This is a genomic window from Vulgatibacter incomptus (assembly GCF_001263175.1).
In the GTDB taxonomy this organism is placed as follows: Bacteria; Myxococcota; Myxococcia; order Myxococcales; family Vulgatibacteraceae; genus Vulgatibacter; species Vulgatibacter incomptus.
Genome location: NZ_CP012332.1, coordinates 653691 through 672530, shown reverse-complemented (window position 1 = coordinate 672530; position 18840 = coordinate 653691). Strand labels below are relative to the sequence as shown.

The 18840-nt window shown below is 69.1% G+C and carries 19 protein-coding genes; 9 read left to right on the top strand and 10 right to left on the bottom strand.

The window, feature by feature from the left end; all coding sequences use genetic code 11:
* Positions 1 to 70: 70 nt before the first annotated feature.
* Entirely contained in the window at positions 71 to 1693 is a 1623-nt protein-coding gene (locus AKJ08_RS02665) for a hypothetical protein (protein ID WP_050724648.1), read from the bottom strand.
* A gap of 138 nt (positions 1694 to 1831) precedes the next feature.
* Between AKJ08_RS02665 and AKJ08_RS02660 the strand changes: the two genes are divergently transcribed.
* The 4 genes from AKJ08_RS02660 to AKJ08_RS02645 all read left to right on the top strand — a co-directional run bounded on the left by AKJ08_RS02660 (position 1832) and on the right by AKJ08_RS02645 (position 7105).
* Entirely contained in the window at positions 1832 to 3760 is a 1929-nt protein-coding gene (locus AKJ08_RS02660) for a hypothetical protein (RefSeq protein ID WP_050724647.1), read from the top strand.
* Positions 3761 to 3808: 48 nt separating this feature from the next.
* On the top strand, positions 3809 to 5098 hold the full coding sequence (locus AKJ08_RS02655; protein WP_050724646.1) for a sensor histidine kinase: 1290 nt from the start codon (positions 3809 to 3811) through the stop codon (positions 5096 to 5098).
* Entirely contained in the window at positions 5095 to 5769 is a 675-nt protein-coding gene (locus AKJ08_RS02650; RefSeq protein ID WP_050724645.1) for a response regulator transcription factor, read from the top strand. Before AKJ08_RS02655 ends, AKJ08_RS02650 begins: the two co-directional genes overlap by 4 nt.
* A gap of 79 nt (positions 5770 to 5848) precedes the next feature.
* Positions 5849 to 7105 (top strand): M23 family metallopeptidase, encoded by a 1257-nt coding sequence (locus tag AKJ08_RS02645; RefSeq protein WP_082342595.1) that lies wholly within the window; start codon positions 5849 to 5851, stop codon positions 7103 to 7105.
* On the opposite strand, the gene AKJ08_RS02640 is transcribed toward AKJ08_RS02645, so the two are convergent.
* The 9 genes from AKJ08_RS02640 to AKJ08_RS02605 all read right to left on the bottom strand — a co-directional run bounded on the left by AKJ08_RS02640 (position 7102) and on the right by AKJ08_RS02605 (position 13429).
* Positions 7102 to 7557 (bottom strand): OsmC family protein, encoded by a 456-nt coding sequence (locus AKJ08_RS02640; protein ID WP_050724644.1) that lies wholly within the window; start codon positions 7555 to 7557, stop codon positions 7102 to 7104. The genes AKJ08_RS02645 and AKJ08_RS02640 overlap by 4 nt on opposite strands.
* A 98-nt stretch (positions 7558 to 7655) precedes the next feature.
* On the bottom strand, positions 7656 to 9077 hold the full coding sequence (locus tag AKJ08_RS02635) for a cytochrome B6 (RefSeq protein WP_240475420.1): 1422 nt from the start codon (positions 9075 to 9077) through the stop codon (positions 7656 to 7658).
* 118 nt (positions 9078 to 9195) lie between these two features.
* Positions 9196 to 9348 (bottom strand): DUF6893 family small protein, encoded by a 153-nt coding sequence (locus AKJ08_RS19035; protein ID WP_157370436.1) that lies wholly within the window; start codon positions 9346 to 9348, stop codon positions 9196 to 9198.
* Complete coding sequence (locus AKJ08_RS02630; protein WP_050724643.1) at positions 9345 to 9818, bottom strand: hydrogenase maturation protease; 474 nt, start codon at positions 9816 to 9818, stop codon at positions 9345 to 9347. Before AKJ08_RS02630 ends, AKJ08_RS19035 begins: the two co-directional genes overlap by 4 nt.
* A complete protein-coding gene (locus tag AKJ08_RS02625; protein WP_050724642.1) occupies positions 9815 to 11134 on the bottom strand; it encodes a hypothetical protein in 1320 nt (439 codons plus the stop codon). The genes AKJ08_RS02630 and AKJ08_RS02625 overlap by 4 nt, the downstream gene beginning before the upstream one ends.
* On the bottom strand, positions 11131 to 11760 hold the full coding sequence (locus AKJ08_RS02620) for a DUF5947 family protein (RefSeq protein WP_050724641.1): 630 nt from the start codon (positions 11758 to 11760) through the stop codon (positions 11131 to 11133). Before AKJ08_RS02620 ends, AKJ08_RS02625 begins: the two co-directional genes overlap by 4 nt.
* Complete coding sequence (locus AKJ08_RS02615) at positions 11760 to 12317, bottom strand: NifU family protein (RefSeq protein WP_082342594.1); 558 nt, start codon at positions 12315 to 12317, stop codon at positions 11760 to 11762. The genes AKJ08_RS02620 and AKJ08_RS02615 overlap by 1 nt, the downstream gene beginning before the upstream one ends.
* Positions 12314 to 13099: a hydrogenase nickel incorporation protein HypB gene (gene hypB / locus AKJ08_RS02610; RefSeq protein WP_050724639.1), complete on the bottom strand. Its 786-nt coding sequence runs from the start codon at positions 13097 to 13099 to the stop codon at positions 12314 to 12316. The genes AKJ08_RS02615 and hypB overlap by 4 nt, the downstream gene beginning before the upstream one ends.
* Entirely contained in the window at positions 13100 to 13429 is a 330-nt protein-coding gene (locus tag AKJ08_RS02605; protein ID WP_050724638.1) for a hydrogenase maturation nickel metallochaperone HypA/HybF, read from the bottom strand. It abuts the gene before it with no gap.
* A gap of 149 nt (positions 13430 to 13578) precedes the next feature.
* Between AKJ08_RS02605 and hypF the strand changes: the two genes are divergently transcribed.
* From hypF to hypE, 5 genes are read left to right on the top strand one after another with little or no spacing between them, the layout of a single operon-like run.
* Positions 13579 to 15840 (top strand): carbamoyltransferase HypF, encoded by a 2262-nt coding sequence (gene hypF, locus AKJ08_RS02600; protein WP_240475419.1) that lies wholly within the window; start codon positions 13579 to 13581, stop codon positions 15838 to 15840.
* Positions 15841 to 15842: 2 nt separating this feature from the next.
* On the top strand, positions 15843 to 16100 hold the full coding sequence (locus AKJ08_RS02595) for a HypC/HybG/HupF family hydrogenase formation chaperone (protein WP_050724636.1): 258 nt from the start codon (positions 15843 to 15845) through the stop codon (positions 16098 to 16100).
* The gene (gene hypD, locus AKJ08_RS02590; RefSeq protein ID WP_050724635.1) at positions 16097 to 17206 is read left to right on the top strand and encodes a hydrogenase formation protein HypD; all 1110 of its coding nucleotides are present in this window, start codon (positions 16097 to 16099) and stop codon (positions 17204 to 17206) included. The genes AKJ08_RS02595 and hypD overlap by 4 nt, the downstream gene beginning before the upstream one ends.
* Positions 17203 to 17784: a D-sedoheptulose-7-phosphate isomerase gene (locus AKJ08_RS02585; RefSeq protein WP_050724634.1), complete on the top strand. Its 582-nt coding sequence runs from the start codon at positions 17203 to 17205 to the stop codon at positions 17782 to 17784. Before hypD ends, AKJ08_RS02585 begins: the two co-directional genes overlap by 4 nt.
* A complete protein-coding gene (hypE, locus tag AKJ08_RS02580; protein WP_050724633.1) occupies positions 17774 to 18829 on the top strand; it encodes a hydrogenase expression/formation protein HypE in 1056 nt (351 codons plus the stop codon). The genes AKJ08_RS02585 and hypE overlap by 11 nt, the downstream gene beginning before the upstream one ends.
* The last annotated feature ends 11 nt before the right edge of the window (positions 18830 to 18840 follow it).

Here is an 18840-nt window from a genome sequence, read left to right as displayed (position 1 = left end):
CCCATCTCGTCGGGAAAGGCTTCTGCCAGCGAGTCCCGCGCCTCGCGTTCGTCGTTCGTAGCGCGCCGGTTCAGGGCTGGCCCTGTTTCCCGATCAGTTGTCTGCTCTGGCGCGCCTCGTAGGCGAGGAGCAGAGGGTCGAGGGCACCGGTCTGGAGCTCCACGATCGCCTTCCATCGATCGGCGCTGAAGATCGGGCCCCGTGTGATCAACCGGATCTTCTCGTAGAAGGCGCGGAGATCCGGATCCCGGAGCTCGTTTCCGCCCGTACGGACGGACTCCTCGTAGCCGTCGGGGATGTCCCGCAGGAAGTGGCCCCCCGTCCACTGCCAGCCCTTCTTCATGGGCAGGCGCGCCAGGAGCGGATCGGCGAGGCCGAGCTCGTCGATCACGAACTTGGAAGGTCCGGCGCCAAAGCCGAAGAAGCCGATCGGAAGGCCGCCGCCACTCCCGCCGACGTGCACCCTCTCCTCACCATGGCTGAAGCGACGCCCCTCGTCATACCAGGCGTGGTTGGGCCACGCCCGACCGCGCTCCCACGACAGCAGGGCGGCACCTTCGCGATGCACGAAGAAGCGGGTGTCGATGATCCCGGACCGGCCGTGACCTTCCGTGCCCTGGGGGTTGCTGCTGCCCTGGGAACGGAGCGGCGCCCCCGGGCTCAGGAGGACGAAGGCGGCTGCGATCGCGCAGACGGGAGCCGCCTCCCGCCAGTCCCGCAGCAACGTGACGAGGACCAGAGCGGCGAGGACGAAGGCCGCCGAGAAGAAGCGCCCGCTCATGTGCGTGCCGGACGCGCCAACCCTCGCCACGTAGAGCAGATAGAGGAGCATGCCGCCGACCGAGAGGATCGCGGCCCGGCTTCGGCAGGCAAACGCCCGGATCGTGGCGAGGGCCATGATGGCCAAGGTCGCCGGATCCCACTCGAGGCTGTTGAGGAAGTATGCGGCCCCCATCTGCCACGACGCCCGGGCGCCCACTCCGTCGACGAGCGCCTTGGCGTAGGCCGTGTTCGGAAGCGGCATGCCGTAATAGATGACCGAGAAGGCGATCCATCCCGTCGCCGGCAGCGTCCCCAATAGAAGCGGACGGACGATCCTTCCACGCAGCGCTCTCGCGAGCGAGACGGTCTCCCATGCGACGGCGGGGAGACAAAGGAGCAAGGTGTCGATCCGATTCACGAAGACGAGCGCAGCGAGGGTGAGCAGACCGAGATGGCGACGGGTCCTCCCCTCCAGGGCCTCGGGAGTCGGTGCGAGCCAGACGACGTGAAACGCCACCAGGAGGAGCGACGTGAGCGGATTTTCGAGGCCGCTCGAGGTGAAGTCGAAGAAGGCCTTGGAGACCACCAGCAGCCCGAGGAAGACGAAGAGCTTCCAGCGGTCTTCTCGAGCGAAGCGAGCCGCCACCAGGGCGATCAACGCCAGCAAGAGAACGAAGGAGAAGGCGAGCGTGGTGACGAAGGCTTCGCGCGTGAGGAAGTAGAGCGCCGAGAGGCAGATCATCCAGAGGGGATGTGTGTAGACCTGAACACGCTCGTCCGGATTCCACCTGAGCCCCAGACCATTCACGAAGTTGTCTACGGTGCGCAGGGTGATGTAGGCGTCGTCGACCATCCACGCCTGGGTGACGAACATCCACGTGATCACCACCAGGCTGACAGCGAGCAGGCTTCTGTAGGTCGAAGGGCTCATGTACATTCCCCCATAACACGGCCACCGGGAGCGCTTGCTCACCCCCTCTCGGGGGGCTCATCCATCCTCCATTCGGGTCGTCTTTCCCCCGGTCGGCGTGCCAAACTTCCGTGACGCCTCCAGACCGTCGGGCTCGCCTTGAAACGATCTCTGCTCCTCCTCGCAGTCGGTGCTGCTTCGCTCGTCCTCCTGGGATTCCACGGGTACCGCTACCTCCCGTTCGTCGCGGACGATTCGCTGATCTCCCTTCGATACGCCCAGCGACTGTTCGAGGGACACGGGCTCACCTGGACCGCCGGCGAGAGGGTCGAGGGTTACTCGAACCTGCTCTGGGTCCTCGCCTCCGCCTTCCTCGGCCTGCTCGGCTTCGACCTCATCCTCGCGCTTCGGATCCTCGGCTTCGCGGGGATGGGAGCGACGGTCGCCGCGGCGGTGTGGGCGTTCCGGACTGGCGGCTACCGAGCTCTCGTTCCCGCTGCCGGCGCGTCGCTCGCCCTCGCCCTCAGCGGACCCATCGCGGTATGGGCCGTCGGCGGCCTCGAGCAGGCCTTCGTCGCTCCCCTTCTCGCCTGGGCCCTCGTGCTGTCGTTCCCGGTGGTGGATGGCCGAAGCGATCGGGTGTTTCCGGCATCGGTCCTGCTCGCGCTCCTCGTCCTCACGCGACCCGACGGCGCGCTCTTCCCCGCGACGATCGGGCTGGCGATCCTGCTCTGCCGCGGCCTCGGCTCGCTCGGCGCGGTCTTGCGCCTGAGCCTTCTCCCGATGGCGGCCTTCTTCGCCCAGCTCGTATTTCGCCTCCTGTACTACGGCGATTGGATCTCCAATACGGCCAGGGCGAAGGCCGCGTTTTCGTGGGAGCACTTCAGAGCCGGCGTCGAATACATCGGGACGGGAAGCCTCTGGCTCGGCGGCCTCACGATCCTGGCCCTCGCATCGACGCTCGCCCTTCGAACCGAAACATCCCGCAAGAGGGCCATCCTGGTTGCGCTCCCGCTCGTCTCGTGGATGGCGTACGTCGCCTCCGTCGGCGGAGACATCTTCCCCGGCAGGCGGCACTTCGCCCCGATCGTGGTGATGTTTTCGCTCCTCGCCGGCGAGTTCCTCACGTGGGCCTCCGGTCATCGTTCGATGGCGCTCCGCGTGGGCGGTGCCGCCGCTGGAGCCCTGGCTCTCGCCACCCTGGGCATCGCGCAGTGGCGCGATCCCGAGAACCGGCGTGCGCTCCACGAGCGCTGGGAGTGGGACGGTGAGGTCGTCGGGAACCTGCTCGGCGACGCCTTCCGCGACCGCGAGCCGCTCCTCGCCGTCGACTCCGCGGGATGCCTTCCCTATTTCTCCGGGCTCCCCTCCCTCGACATGCTGGGGCTGAACGACGGCTTCCTGGCGCGCAACCGGCCGCCCGACTTCGGCAAGGGCGCCATCGGACACGAGCTCGGCAACGGCGCGTACGTGCTCGGCCGGAATCCGGATCTCGTCGTCTTCTGCAGCCCAGGCGGCAGCCACCTTCCGTGCTTCCGCAGTGGCAAGGAGATGCTCCGCAATCCCCGCTTTCGCCGTGAGTGGTCTCTCGTCATCTTCGAGGGCCGGTCACCCTCTCGCTTCACCTCGAGGATCTTCGTCCGGCGAGAGGGCGGACGGATCGGCGTACGGCGCGCAGAGCATCGGATCGTGATCCCGGGTTACCTCTTCGCCACCACGCCGACGGTCGCGGCGGTGCTCGATCCCTTTCATCGCATCGGCGCGTCCATCCCCGCTGGCGAAAGCAGCCGATTCGAGCTCGCCGTGCCCGCCGGATCGGAGCGGGTCTGCGCCGACTCCAGCGGACCGGTCGACCTCGCAGTCGACCAGGGCGGAGTCCGCCTCGCCGCCGGCCCGTCCCCTCTCGACGTCTCCTCCCAGGCCGGCGTGGTCACGCTCACCGTGTCGAACCCGGGCCCGGGAGAGGTCCATCTTCGGGAGATCACGCTCACGACGAAGGACCACCTGGTGGTCTCGCCGACATCGGCCAAGCGCGGATCGCCAACCGGCGTGGCGGTCCCGCTATCGGCGCCGGCCGATGCGCGATAGGGTTCCCGGGCCGATGTCGCCCCATCCCGGGACGATCCCCCTACCGACGTGCGCCGCGCCGACCTCTTCGACTTCCGCCGGGTCTTCTACCTCCTGCTCTTCACGGTCTGCGTGCCGTCGCTGGCGCTCTCCACCTTCGGCATCCTCGCGATCAAGCAGGAGCGGGCGGTCGTCGAGAAGCAGCTCGAGGACCTCTACGGCGCCCGGCTCGACACGCTCTCGGAGGAGCTCGCGCGCCAGATGACACAGACGCAAGGCCAGCTCGATCCGAAGATCCTCGCCGGCCAGGTGCGCCTCCTCGGCGAGCGCCTCTTCCCCGGCGAGAAGGCCCGCTTCGAGTTGGTCCCCGCAGACCCGGCCGAGGGCCGCGAAGACGTGGTGAAGGCGCTGCTGCGTTCGATCACCGGCGAGCGCTCCCGCGACTCCGCCCCGGCGGGCTTCGGCCCCCCGATCGTAGAGCGCCCCCTCACCGGCGCCCTCTCGGGCAATTCGCTGGTGGTCCGGCTCCCCGAGGGGCGATCGCCCGCGAGCCTCGCCTTCGTCAACCGGGTGGTCTACGGCGCCCTGCTCTTCCTCTTCTACGGGGCCATCGCGGTGGGCGTGGTGCTCACCAGCCGGGCCGTCTACCGCGAGGCGAAGCTCTCCCGCCTGAAGAGCGACTTCGTCTCCCACGTGAGCCACGAGCTGCGCACGCCGCTCACCGCGATCCGGATGTTCGTCGAGACGCTGCGGCTCGGGCGCGTGCGCAGCGAGGACGAGAGGCTGGAGTGCCTGGACCACCTGGACAAGGAGGCGGAGCGTCTCGCGGTGCTCGTGGACCGGATCCTCGACTGGGCGCGGATCGAGTCGGGACGCCGCGTCTTCCGCAAGGTGGAGACTCCCTCGGCCGAGGTGGCGCGAAAGGCGGTGGAGGTCTTCGACCGGCAGCAGCTCGCGCCGCCCGGTCTGATCCGGATGGAGATCCCCGAGGGCCTGCCTCCCGTCGAGGTGGACCGCGAGGCGATCGAGGTCGTGCTGGTGAACCTCCTGACGAACGCGCACAAGTACACCAACAGCAACAAGGAGATTCACCTCAAGGTCCGCGCCACCGGCAAGCGGGTCTTCTTCGACGTGGAGGACAACGGCCCCGGGATCCCCAGCGCCGAGCGCAAGCGGATCTTCGAGCACTTCTACCGCGTGGACGACCTTCTCACCCGGCGTACAGAGGGCACCGGCCTGGGCCTGGCCATCGCCAAGCGGATCGCCGAGGCCCACGGAGGCCGCATCGAGGTCGGGGGCGAGGTCGGGAAGGGCAGCCGCTTCACGGTGGCGCTCCCTGCGGCGGAGAAGGTGTCGTGAGCCGGATCCTGATCGTCGAGGACGATCCCTCGATCCTCTATGGCCTCAAACACAACCTCTCGTACGAGGGCTACGAGGTGCTCACCGCCCGGGACGGCGAGGAGGGCCTTGCGATGGCCCTCGAGCACGCGCCGGACGTGGTGATCCTCGACGTGATGCTCCCGGGCAAGAACGGCTTCGAGATCCTCAGGGAGCTCCGCGCGCGCTCGCAGGCGGGCGTGGTGATGCTCTCGGCCAAGGACGCGGAGACCGACAAGGTGCTGGGCCTCGACCTGGGCGCCGACGACTACGTCGCCAAGCCCTTCGGCCTCCCGGAGCTGCTCGCCCGGCTCAAGGCGGTGCTCCGGCGACGGTCCGGCGCCCAGGGCTCGCGGGAGCTGCGCTTCGGCGAGGTCGCGATCCACCCGGACTCGCAGACGGTCACCCGCGGCGGCGTGCCCGTGGAGCTCACACCCCAGGAATACCGCCTCCTCACCTTCCTCTTCGCCCGGGAGGGGAAGGCCCTGAGCCGGAACGCCATCCTCGACGGCGCGTGGGGCGTCGGCTACGACGGGACCACCCGCACGGTGGACAACTTCGTGCGCAGCCTCCGGGTCAAGCTCGAGGCCGACCCGGAGGCGCCGCGGCACTTCCTCACCATCCGCGGCTTCGGCTACCGCTTCGAGCGCTGAATCGCCCGTTTCGGCCGGTCCTGATGTCGAAATCGTCCGTTCTCTCCACCTTCTGCCCACAGCCTGCTATCGTCCGCCGATGTTTCGTCGGATCCTGAACCTGGCCGTCCTCGCGCTCGTCGTCACGGCGTCCTGCACGGCGGAGAAGCCCGCCGCCCCGGCCCCCGAGCCGCAGCCCGTGATCCCCGCCCAGCCGGCGGCCCTGGAGCCCGAGCGCAGCTACGAGGTGCATTCGGCCCTCGTCCGGCCGAACGAAACGATTGTGAGCGCCCTGGGGCGCATCGGGGTCGAGGTCGCGCAGACCAACGCGATCGTCGACGCCCTCGCAGGGATCTTCGACTTCCGCAAGATCAACATCGGCGACGAGCTCCGGATCACGACCTCGGCCGGCGAGCTGGAGCTCTTCGAGCTGCGCCGGGGCCCCGTGGAGGAGTACCGGGTGCGCAAGGAGGGCGACCGCCTGGTCGGCTCGGCTCGCGAGTTCAAGGTGGAGAAGGAGGTCGTCCGGATCGCCGGGACCCTGGAGTCCTCCCTCTGGGACGCGATCATGCGGACCGGCGAGGAGCCCCTGGTGGCCATGGCCTTCGCCGACGTCCTCGCCTTCGACGTCGACTTCTACCTGGACCCCAGGAAGGGCGACACCTTCCAGATCGTGATCGAGAAGTACATCCACGAGGGCAGGACGGTGCGCTACGGCGACGTCCTCGCCGCCGAGTACGACGGCCAGCTCGTGGGCCGGAAGCGCGTCTTCCGCTATCCGAACCCGGAGACGGGTCGCCTCGAGTACTACGCCGAGGGCGGCGGCGCGGCGCGCCGGACGTTCCTCAAGACGCCGCTCAAGTTCGCCTTCATCAGCTCCAAGTTCGGCAGCCGCTTCCACCCGATCCTCAAGTACCTGAAGCAGCACGAGGGCGTGGACTACGCGGCCGGGACCGGCACGCCGGTGTGGGCAATCGCCGACGGCACCGTGACCCTCGCGGGCTACAACGGCGCCTGCGGCAACATGGTCGCGGTCCGGCACTCCAACGGCCTCGAGAGCATCTACTGCCACTTCTCGAAGATCGCGTCGGGGATCCACGCCGGCGGCCGCGTCGCCCAGAAGACCGTGATCGGCTACGTGGGCATGACCGGCCGCGCCACCGGCCCCCACCTCCACTTCGCGGTGAAGCGCGGCGGGCGGTTCATCAACCCCTTGAGCCTCAAGTTCCCGCCGTCCGATCCCCTACCGGCCAGCGAGCTGCCCAAGTTCGCCGAGGCGATCGAGCCGATGCAGGAGCTCCTCGGCAACCTGAAGCTCGCGTCGGCGAACCATCAGGTCGAGGTCGTCGGGCCCTAGTCGCGAGGCTCGACCGAGACGTCGGTCGTCACCGAGTTGGCGATGAAGCAGCCTTCGTGCGCGCGGTGATGGAGCTGCGCGAGCTGCTCGGCGTTCACCTCGGTGCCGGGCGCGAAGCGGACCTTCGGGCGTAGGGTGACCCGCGCGACGGCGAGCTTGCCGTTCGGTCCCTTGTCCAGGACGCCCACTGCGTCGTCCTCGTACGCATCCACGACCAGCCGCTTCTTGGAGCAGAGGGCCAGGAAGGTGAGCATGTGGCAGCTCGCGAGGGCGCCCACGAAGGCCTCCTCCGGATCCACCCTGCCGGGCTCTCCCTTGTAGGCGGGAGCGGAGGACGCGGGGAGGACTATCGCCCCCTCCTTGAACGACACTTCGTGTGCCCGGTTGTAGGAATCGAAGTCGAAGCCGGGGCTCGTTCGGTTCCAGCGGATGGCGGCGAGGTGCTCGGACATGGCGCTCTCCTATGTGTCGGCTTGGCTCGAGACGAGGACGGCAGGGACCTTCCGTTTGGAGATGAAAAACGCACCGAAAGGTTGCGGCTCGATGAGTCTCAGAGGGCGTAGAGGAAGGCCACCAGATCCTTCTTCTCGTCCGCGCTCAGCCTCGTTTCCAGGATCAGGTTGAAGAACTCCACCGTGTCCTCGAGGGTGAGGAGCCGGCCGTCGTGGAAATAGGGCGGCGACTCCTTGATGCCCCGCAGCGGGAACGTCTTGATCGGGCCGTCGGCGCCCATGACCATTCCGTTCACCAGCTTCTGCTCGTAGAAGCGCTCGACCTGGAGGTTGTGCATCAGGTTGTCCGTGTAGAACGGCGCCGGATGGCAACCGGAGCACTGCGCCTTGCCGAAGAAGAGCTCCTCGCCGTGCACCTCCGACTCCGTGGCCTTGGCGCGATCGAGGCGGCCATCGACCACCCGCAGCTTCGGAGCCGGAGGGAAGTCGAGGATCTCCTGGAACTCGGCCATGAAGTGGACCTGGCTCCCTCTCTCCAGGATGTTGATCCCCTTCTTCGTCCCGATCACCGGATCGCCGTCGAAGTAGGCGCCGCGCTGCTCGAACTCGGTGAAGTCCTCCACGCTCTTGAGGGCCCGCTGCGAACCGAAGAGCCGCTGGATGTTCACGCCACGTAGACTGGGCGTGTCGATCCGATGACGGAACTCCTGGGGCCGGATGTCTCCCACGAGATGCGTCGCGCCGTTGGTGTGCCCGTTCGAGTGACAATCGAGACATGCGACGCCGCGGCTCGGATGGTCGCTCCTGCGATCCTCGGTCTGGTTGAACTGCTGCTGCGGGAAAGGGGTGAGCAGGAGCCGCAGGCCCTCGATCTGCTTCGGATTCAGGAGCCCGTTGAAGATCTCGTAGTAGTTGGCGATGGTGATGAGCTTGCCCTGCGAGACGTCGCCGAGGTCCGGCCTCGTGGTGAGGTACAACGGCGGCGGAAACTCCGGCGTGAAGCGGTCCGGGAGATCGAAGTCCAGATCGAAGCGGGTGAGGTCGCGGTCCTCCTGCCGCTTCAGCTCGTCGATCTCCACCTTCGGGAAGACCATCCCGCCTTCCTTCTGGTTGGGATGGGGCAGCGGCATGAAGCCCGCGGGGAACACGCCCTTCGCGCGGATCTCCTCCGGAGACATCGTGGCCAGCGAATCCCAGGTGGTGCCCTTTGCGAGCCGCGCCCTGGGACCCTCCTGGATCGACTTTCCCCGGAACATCGTCACGCCCTTGGCCGGGCGATTCGACAGGTCGTAGCGCGCTTCGAGGAGGCTCTGGTGGCGCTTCTCCACCCCGGGCTTCTCCTTCACGTAGCTCGCCCGGATCTCGGTGAAGGTCTCGGTGATCGCCACGGGCATGTAGCTCGTCTTGCCCCGCGGCTCGATGCGAGCCCCTTTCTCCTTGCCCTGGGCGTGGGCCAGCACGACGAAAGCGGACGCGACGGCTCCCGCGACAGCGAACGCAATCAGGCGATGCGATTTCACCGCGCTCCTCCAGGTAGGAGTCGGGCTCCATGGAGCGCGACTCCCCGGACGATCACGCAGCCGCGACCGTGCGCGAATCCCCTGCAAGGGGGACGAGCGCCTCGTCGACAATGGTCGGCTACATCTGCCTCATGCGGGCGTAGCGTCTCGCCTCCGGGGCGACCCAGAGGAGGGCGACGACTGCCGCGAGGGACGCGCCGAGACCGATCCAGAGCTCGGGGTGGCTGTGGTTCCGCCGGCGCAGCGTGGGCCATTCGATGGACTTCGTCATCCCTTCCCTCCTCCCGCTCGTTCGTCCAGGATGTTGCGCACGAGCGCGAGGGCCGGCTCGACGGCGCCCTCCACTTGCGCGCTGAGGCCGATCCCCTCGTCGAGGGAGGCAGGCTCGCAGCCGACGACGCGAACGGGGGGCAGGGAGCCGCCCATCGCACGCACCGAGGAGAAGACGGTGGCCAGGCTCGCCGAGTGGGCGTCGCTGGCCTGTGTCGGAGCGTCGAGGATGGGCTCGATGACGTAGAGCGACCCGGGCGGGCCGCCCCGACCGGCGGCGTCGAGGACGATCAGCAGCTCCGGCGGCTCGAGGAGCGCAAACGCGAGGTGCAGGCAACGGATCCCGTAGTCCTCCACCTCGACCCCCGCAGGGAGGTCGTCTTCCGCCAGGCGCCGGGCCGCTACCACGCCGAAGCCGTCGTCACCCAGGAAGATGTTTCCGATTCCGGCTACCAGGACCCGTGCGCTCATCCTTCTCTCTGGGGAAGCGCCTCGACCTCGTCGACGGCGTAGTAGTGGAAGCGCCCGTACCAGCGGTGGAGCTCGGCGGCCGGATCGTCGTCGATGGTGACGGCGAGGTGGGCCTCACCGTCGATACCGCGCATCACCTTCTCGACGGTGGCGACGCGGCCCGCGAAGAGGAGATCCTGAGCGTCGGTGCGGCGGATGCCGGGCCTCAGGATCACGCGGCTCCCAGGAGGGAAGCGCTCCTCGGCGCTCGGTTCCTCGGCGCTCGATTCCCTGGCGCTCGGTTCCCCGGCGAGCGGGGCCATCTCACCTTGTTTCACCTTTCGAAACGCTCCGTGAAGTCGCTCGAAGACCTCCGGCGGCATGGACTCGGTCCGCTCGAGGATCGCGGCGCCGCGATCGTCGGTGGATCGGACTTCCTCCTTCTCCTCGTCGGTCAGGGTGAGGGTGCGCAGGGTGAGGATCTCGTCGATCTCGGTGGCGTCGAAGAGATCGCCCGGGCTCTCCGGCGCGATCCGCGGGTGGTCGTAGAGGACGATGGGCGACGCGAGGAGGAGATCGTCCTCGCCTTCCACGCCAGCGAGGATCGGGAAGGCCCCGGTGCTTCGGCAATTGCCGACGGCGTCGCGGGCCCAGTCAGGAGGATCGAGGAGGGAGACGAAGGATCCACCCTGGGCCCGGAGGAGCAAATGCGAGGAGAGGCAGGACGCGCGGAGCGCCTCGTCACGAGCGGCCGCCGAATCGGCCCAGGGAGTCGTGTTCTCCACCCGGATCGTCACCCGGCGGAGCGTGGGGCCGGCGGAGCGCGCGGGGTCGACCCGGATCCGGATCGACCCCTCGACTGCGAGGCTCTCTCGGCGGATTCGGCCGAACACGGTGCCGGCCGCGTCGTGAACCGACTCGACGCTCTCACCGCCGGGAACGGAAAACGGGATCTCGAGCTCCATCCCGTCTTCGACGTCGAAGGAGAAGTCGAGCTCGCGGACCTCGCTCTCGTCGAAGGCGATCACGGCGCGACCGTCCATCTCCAGGCGGCCCACCTCGCGATATCCCCCGTTCGCCGACTCCTCTACGCGCCTTCGCCGGAGCTGCAGGAACCTCAGCCGCCCTTCCACACGAGCGGCGCCTTCGGAGGCGAGGAGAAATTGCGTCTCCATCCACCACGGCTCGCAGCCTCCGGCCCCGCTCCACCCTCGGGGCGCGAGGACGCCGAAGGTCCACCGGAACTGGTTCTTCGTCGACGACGCGCGGTACGGGTAGAGGAGATAGCCCTCCAGCAGCACCGCGTCCGCGATTGCCCTCGCCCGATCGAAGCTCACCTCCCCCTCCCGTCTGGCGGAAGCGGCACGCTGCGGCGGCGCAGGTCGCCGAAGAAGTCGTCGAGCTCGCGGCGGGCGTCCTCGCCGCCGTCGAAGCCTCGCCAAGTACGCCGCAGCCTCCCGACCAGCTCGTAGCAGTGATCGATCGGGACGACGAAGGCCTCGGGAGCGCCGCCAAGGCGCTGGCCTCGAAGCAGGAGCGCCTCCACGTCCGGCTCGACGGCCCGGACGAGGCGGCTCGCAGACGCGAGCTCCTTCATCGCCTCGAACGGTAGCTCGGCCTCCGTTGCACCTGCGGGCCCCGGATAGAGGGCCACCCAGCGTGCGCGCGTTCCATGGAAGAAGAGGAAGGCCAGCCGCACGGGGATCGCGAGGGTGTCCCACCAGGCCTCGTCGATCGGCTCGTCCGCCGCGGAGACGATCCGCGTCGGGATTGTGCGATGACGTCCGGTTCCGGAGGTGAAGAGGATCGCGCACGCGCGGCAGGCGCAGCCCAGCGTTCGTCGGTCGAGATCGACGACGTGTCGGTGTCCCTCCTCGAGGGGCGCGGCGCAGATCTCGCAGACGCTGCCGGCCTCGGGCCTCGAAGCGGAGGCGGTGAAGCGTCGTAGAGCACGCAGGTCCATTACGCTCCTCCTCGAACCGTGAGCTGAACGAAAGACGGATCCGACTTCGGCTCCTCCTCCACTTCGATCCCGGCCACCTCCGGCGCCGCCTCCTCGATCGCGCGGCGGACGGTCTGCTCCACCGTGGCCCGCGACGACGCGCAGCCGTCGCAGGCGCCGCTCAGACGAAGGTGCGCGACTCCCTCCTCGTCCAGGCCGACGAGCTCGACGCCGCCGGAGTGCGATGCCAGCGACGGACGGATCCGCTCGAGCGCCTGCTCTACACGGACGCGGGCGGGGACCGGGTGAAGACCGTGGAGGAGGAGGAGGTTGGAGACGAGCTCGTCCTCTGCGAGGAGGGTGTCGAAGCGTGATGGGTCGACTCCGGCCTGCCTCGCCAGCGCAAGGCAGGCCGCGAGGCCCTGGCCCTGCACGTGGACCAGGAGATCCACCAGCTCCTCTATCCCGTTCCAGGTGGAAGGTCCTGCCATCGAAGGGAGGAGCTCCAGGAGCTCCGCGATCCGGCGCGCGTCCCGATCGGCTCCGGCGAGCTCGCCGGTCCGTACTTCGTCCATCATGATCGACCTCGCTCGTGAACGAGCCACTCGCACCACTCGTCGACGCCCTCGCCGGTGGTCGCGGAGATCCGGAAGGTGCGAAGCCCCGGCTTCACCTGCCGCGCGTTGTCGAGGCAGCGATCGACGTCGAAGCGGAGGTGCGGGAGGAGGTCGACCTTCGAGAGAACGAGGACGTCTGCCGATCGGAAGACGTGGGGATATTTGAGCGGCTTGTCCTCACCTTCGGTCACGGAGAGGACGACGAGCCGCCGCGCTTCGCCAAGGTCGAAGAGAGCCGGACACACCAGGTTCCCGACGTTCTCCAGGAAGAGAATCGAACGCGGCTCGGGCTCCAGCCGGCGCAGGCCGATCTCCACCATGTCGGCGTCAAGGTGGCAGCCGGCGCCGGTGTTGATCTGGACGGCCTTGCAGCCGGCCGCCCGGATGCGGATCGCGTCGGCCTCGGTGGCCTGGTCGCCCTCGAGGACCGAGAGAGGGATCCGGGTGCGGAGGCGCGCGGCGGTCTGCTCCAGGAGCGCCGTCTTTCCCGCTCCGGGCGAACCCATCACGTTCAGCCCCAGGATCCCGCGATCCTCGAGCCAGCGGCGGTTGCGCGCGGCGAGCCGATCGTTCTTGGCCAGGAGATCGAGCTCGAAGCGCGCGATCCGCGACGTGCCGTGATCGTGCGCGTGATCATGGCCGTGATCGTGGGAATGCGCGTGATCGTGGTGGTGGCCATGCTCACTCGCGCCATGGGAATGGTCGTGGTCGAGCCCGGACCCGCAGCCGCAAATCGCACACATTCAGGCGACCTCCACTTCCTTCAGCCGTAGCTCTTCCCCGGAGATCACCTGCAGCTCGGCGGCGCCGCATGGGCAGAGCGCCGACGTCGCCTCGACGTCGACCTCTGCGCCACAGTGCCGACAAAGCGCTCTCCCTGGGACCTCGCGGATCTCGAGCCGGGCGCCCTCGAGGCACGTGCCGGCGACGCAGAGCTCGAAGCAGAACTGCAGCGCGCCCGGATCGACGGCGGTGAGCCTTCCGACCTCTAGGCGCACGGCCGCAACCCGCTGGCCGCCAACGCCCGCCTCGACGGACTCCACCAGGCTCTCGATCAGCGCGAGCTCGTGCATGACCTCCTCAAGCTAGAGGGGGCCCTTCGGGAAGCAAGGGAGCGCCGTCGCCGCATGGTTCACGAGTCTTCACACCGTGATCCCGCTTCCTTGCTCCCCGCATCGGTCGGCCTAGCTTTGGCTACATGCCCTCGCCGCTACCGCCTCGCGTGCGAACCGCGATCCGCCTGCATGGAGTCGTCCAGGGCGTGGGCATGCGCCCCTCGGTCTACCGCCTCGCCAGCGCTCTGGAGCTAGGTGGAATGGTGCGGAACGAGCTGGGATCCGTGTGGATCGAGGTCGAGGGCCCGCAGGATCGGGTCTCGGCCTTCGTGCGCGATCTGCCGGGATCCCTCGCCCTGCCCGCCCGCGTAGACGAGCTCGAGGCGAGCCCTCTGGCGCCGCTGGGCGAGGATCGTTTCGTCATCGCGGAGACGTTGACCGGCGCGGCCACGGCGCCTCCCGCAGCGATCCCTGCAGACCTGGGGCCATGCGACGCCTGCCTGCGCGAGCTGGAGGATCCCGACGGTCGGCGGCACCGTCACCCATTCATCAACTGCACATCATGTGGCCCCCGCTACACAGTCGTCCGCTCCTTGCCCTACGGCCGCGAACGAACGGCGATGCGCCCATTCACACTCTGTGATCCGTGTGCGCGCGAGTTCGAGGATCCCGCCGACCGTCGCTTCCACGCGGAGCCGAGCTCGTGCCCGACCTGTGGTCCTCGCCTCTCGTTCGTTCACTCTGTTTCCGACGAGCGCGCCTTCGGAGAGGAAGCGCTCTCAGCCGCCGCCAAGGCGCTGCGCTCGGGCGCGATCGTGGCAGTCAAGGGAGCCGGAGGCTTCGTGTTGGCCTGCGACGCGACCCGGGACGAAGCCGTCGCGAAGCTCCGGGAACGGAAACATCGCCCCCACAAGCCCTTCGCGGTGATGGGGCGGGATCTCGCCGCCCTTGAGGCAGTCGCGCTCCTCGACGACGACGAGCGCTCGTCCCTCCGCTCCCCTGAGCGCCCCATCGTCCTCTGTCGAAAACGGGACGGCTCGCCCCTCTCGTCGAGGGTGGCACCTGCGCTCGGGGACGTCGGCGTCTTCCTCCCACCGACGCCGCTTCAGCACCTCCTGCTCGCCGACGGCCCGCCGCTCCAGGTGATGACCAGCGGCAACCGCGGCGGAGCGCCGATCGCGCGCACCAACGACGAGGCGCTCGCCGCTCTCCACGGGATCGCCGACGCCTTCCTCCTCCACGATCGGGAGATCGAGGTCCGCGCAGACGACTCGGTCGTTCGAATGATCGGACGGGAGCGCGCCCCGATTCGCCGGGCCCGCGGCTTCGTCCCGGACTCGATCCGGCTCCCGGTGGACGGCCCGCCCCTCCTCGCGGTCGGCGCTGGAGAGAAGAACACCGTCTGCCTCGCAGGCGGCGGCCGCGCCTGGCTCTCTCCCCACCTTGGAGATCTCGATCACCCGGACGTCCTCGAAGTCTTCCGCGAAGCCATCGCGCGTCTCTCGAGGTTCGCGGGCATCCAGCCGACGGCGGTCGTCCACGATCTCCACCCGGACCTCCGCTCCACGCGATGGGCCCGGGAGAGCGGGCTCCCCTGCATCCCCGTGCAGCACCACCACGCCCACGTGGCCTCCTGTCTCGCGGAGCACGGCAGGACCGGCCCGGTCCTCGGCGTGGCCTTCGACGGCACGGGCCTGGGCACGGACGGGACGATGTGGGGCGGCGAAATCCTCCTCGCCGACCTCCAGCGCTGCGAGCGGATCGCGCACCTTCGGCCGCTGCCCCTCGCCGGCGGCGAGGCCGCCATCCGGCAGCCGTGGCGACTGGCCCTCGCAGCCCTCCTCGACGCGGGCGAGTCAGTGAATCGCTTGAAGTGGGTCGGGCCGCGCCTCGAGCCCGCGCGACGCATCCTCGAGCATGGCTCCCCTCCCCTCGCCACCGGCGCCGGTCGATGGCTCGACGGGGTGGCCTCCCTCTGCCGGCTGCGCGAGGAGATCACCTACGAGGGGCAGGCGGCGACGGAGCTCGAGTCCGCGGCGAGCTCCTGCCCGCCGCAGCCTGCCTTCGCCTTCGACTTCACCGGCACCCGAATCGATCTCCGCCCCGCGATCCGCGAGCTCGTGCGTGAGCTGGATCGGGGCGTCGGCGTCCCCGTGCTCGCCGCCCGCTTCCACGCGACGCTCGCAGCGGCGATCCACGTCGCCTGCCGCCGCGCCCGCGACGAGGGCGGACCCTCGGTGGTCGCGCTCACTGGCGGCTGCTTCCAGAACCGCCGGCTGAGCGACGAGGCGACGGCGCACCTCGAATCCGACGGCTTCGAGGTGCTTCACCACCGCCTCGTCCCCGCGAACGACGGCGGTATCTCCCTCGGCCAGGCCGCGATCGGATCGCGGCTCCTGGCCGAGCGCCCTCCCGGAAGGAGCGATTGACCATGTGTCTGGCGATCCCCGGCGAGCTCGTGGAGCTCGTCGAGAAGCACGGCCTGCGGTTCGGCAAGGTCCGCTTCGCGGGCGTCTCCCGCGAGGTCTGCATGGAGTACCAGCCGCAAGCACAGATTGGCGACTTTGTGCTGGTCCACGTGGGCTTCGCGATCTCGACCATCGATCGCGAGGAGGCGGCCAAGGCCTGGGAGGTCCTCGAGGCGCTCGGCCAGACCGAAGAGCTCCGCGACGGTCTGGAGGAGCGATGAAGTACCTGGACGAGTACAGGGACTCCGCCGTCGCCGAGAAGCTGCTCGGCGCCATCCGCGCGACGGTCACCAGGCCCTGGGTGATCATGGAGATCTGCGGCGGCCAGACACACTCCATCGTCCGCTACGGCATCGACCAGCTGCTGCCGCCCGAGGTGGAGCTCGTCCACGGCCCCGGCTGCCCCGTCTGCGTCACCGCTCTCGAGACCATCGACCGCGCCCATGCCATCGCCTCGCGTCCGGAGGTGATCCTCGCTTCCTTCGGCGACATGCTTCGCGTGCCCGGATCCCGCGGAGATCTCCTGGGGCTCAAGGCCGCCGGCGCCGACGTGCGCGTGGTCTACTCGCCCCTCGACGCGCTGAAGCTCGCCCGCGAGAACCGCGAGCGCGAGGTCGTCTTCCTCGGCATCGGCTTCGAGACCACCGCGCCAGCCAACGCGATGGCCGTGCTCCAGGCCAGGCGCGAAGGCCTCGGCAACTTCTCGATGCTCGCCTCCCACGTGCTCACGCCGCCGGCGATCGCGTCGATCCTCCAGGCGCGGGAGAACCGCGTGCAGGCCTTCCTCGGCCCCGGCCACGTCTGCGCGATCACGGGCCTTCGCGCGTACGACGCCCTCTGCGATCGCTACCGCGTCCCCATCGTGATCTCCGGCTTCGAGCCCGTCGATCTCCTCGACTCGATCCTCCGCGCGATCCGCCAGCTCGAGGCGGGCCGGGCCGAGGTCGAGAACGCCTACGCCCGGATGGTGAGCCGCGACGGAAGCCGGGCCGCCCGCGCCGTGATCGACCAGGTCTTCGAGACGGTGGATCGCAAGTGGCGCGGCGTCGGCTCGATCCCGAAGTCGGGCTACCGGCTCCGCCACGAGTTCGCGGCCCACGACGCCGAGCGGCGCTTCCAGGTGGAGAACATCGGCACGCGGGAGTCGACCGAGTGCATCAGCGGCCTGGTCCTTCGCGGCCTCAAGAAGCCCCGCGAGTGCCCCGCGTTCGGCAAGAGCTGCACGCCTCTCACTCCTCTCGGCGCGACCATGGTCTCGGGCGAGGGTGCATGCGCCGCGTACTACCGGTATGGGCTCCATCACGACGACGCGAGGGTCACCGCATGAGGGATTCGATCGTCCGCAAGGCCCGCGAGAGCGCGGAGCTCTCCGCGCGATTCGTCGAGCGAGCTGCCGGCGAGCTCGAGCGCTGCACCGCCGCCCTCGCGATCCGCTTCCGCGAGGGCGGCCGCCTCCTCGTCATGGGCAACGGCGGCTCCGCCTGCGACGCCCAGCACGTCTCGGTGGAGTTCAACCACCCCATCGTCGAGAAGAGGAGGCCGCTGCCCGCCCAGGCCCTCGGCACGGACGTTGCGTGGCTCACCGCGATCGGCAACGACACCGATTTCTCGAGGGTCTACCTCGAGCAGCTCGAGGCGATGGCGCGGCCCATGGACTCGGTTCTCGGGATCTCCACCTCCGGGGCCTCGACCAACGTGAACCACGCGCTGCGCCGCGCGCGGGAGCTCGGCCTTCTCACCATCGGCTTCGCCGGACGCGATGGCGGCGCGATGGTCGATCTGTGCGATTTCAGCTTCGTCGCCCCTTCCTGGTCCGTTCATCGCATCCAGGAGGTCCATACCCTCCTACTTCATCTGCTCTGGGATCACGTGCACGTCTCGTTGGGAGAAGACGATGTCCTCTAGCCTCGCCGAGGCACCGTGCCCCACGCCGATCGCGGCCCGCGACCGGATCGTGATGGGGCACGGCAGCGGCGGGCGTCTCACCTCCCAGCTCATCGAAGAGCGGATCCTGCCGGCCTTCCGCAACCCGGCCCTCGAGGCCCTCGACGATCAAGCGGTGCTGGATCTGGGCCGAGGCTCGCGGATCGCCTTCACGACCGACTCGTACGTGGTCAGCCCGATCTTCTTTCCCGGCGGCGACATCGGCTCCCTCGCGGTGCACGGCACCGTGAATGATCTCGCCATGGGCGGCGCGGTCCCCGTGGCCCTCTCCCTCTCGCTGATCCTCGAGGAGGGCCTGCCTCTCGCCGATCTCGAGAGGGTGATCGAGTCCGCCCGTGCCGCCGCGAACGCCGTCGGCGTGCCGGTGGTGACCGGCGACACCAAGGTCGTGGGCCACGGCAGCGGCGACGGGATCTTCATCAACACCTCCGGCATCGGCGTCGTCCCGGATGGACTCGAGCTCGGATCCGCGCACGTCCGGCCGGGCGATCAGATCCTCGTCTCGGGAACCCTCGGCGACCACGGCATCGCCGTCCTCGCGCAGCGACAGCGGCTCGAGCTCGAAGGGGAACTCACGAGCGACAGCGCGCCCTTGCACGGGCTGGCGCAAGCGCTGCTCGTCGCCTGCCCCGGCGTCCGGATGATGCGCGACCCGACCCGCGGCGGCCTCGCCGCGACCCTTGTGGAGGTCGCGTCGCGGAGGAGGCTCGGGATCGAGGTCGCCGAGGCCGCCCTCCCCGTCAAGGACGCCGTCCGCGGCGCATGCGAGCTCCTGGGCCTCGAGCCGATCCACGTCGCGAACGAGGGGAAGCTCGTCGCCTTCGTCCCCGAGGACGGAGTCGACGCGGCTCTCGCGGCGCTGCGCGATCACCCCCTCGGCAGGGACGCGGCCTGGATCGGGCGCGTCACCTCGGACCGCCCGGGGACTGTGGTGCTGCGAACGCCGGTGGGCGGGATGCGCATCCTCGACCTGCCGTACGCGGAGCTCTTGCCGCGCATCTGCTGAACGAAGGAGGC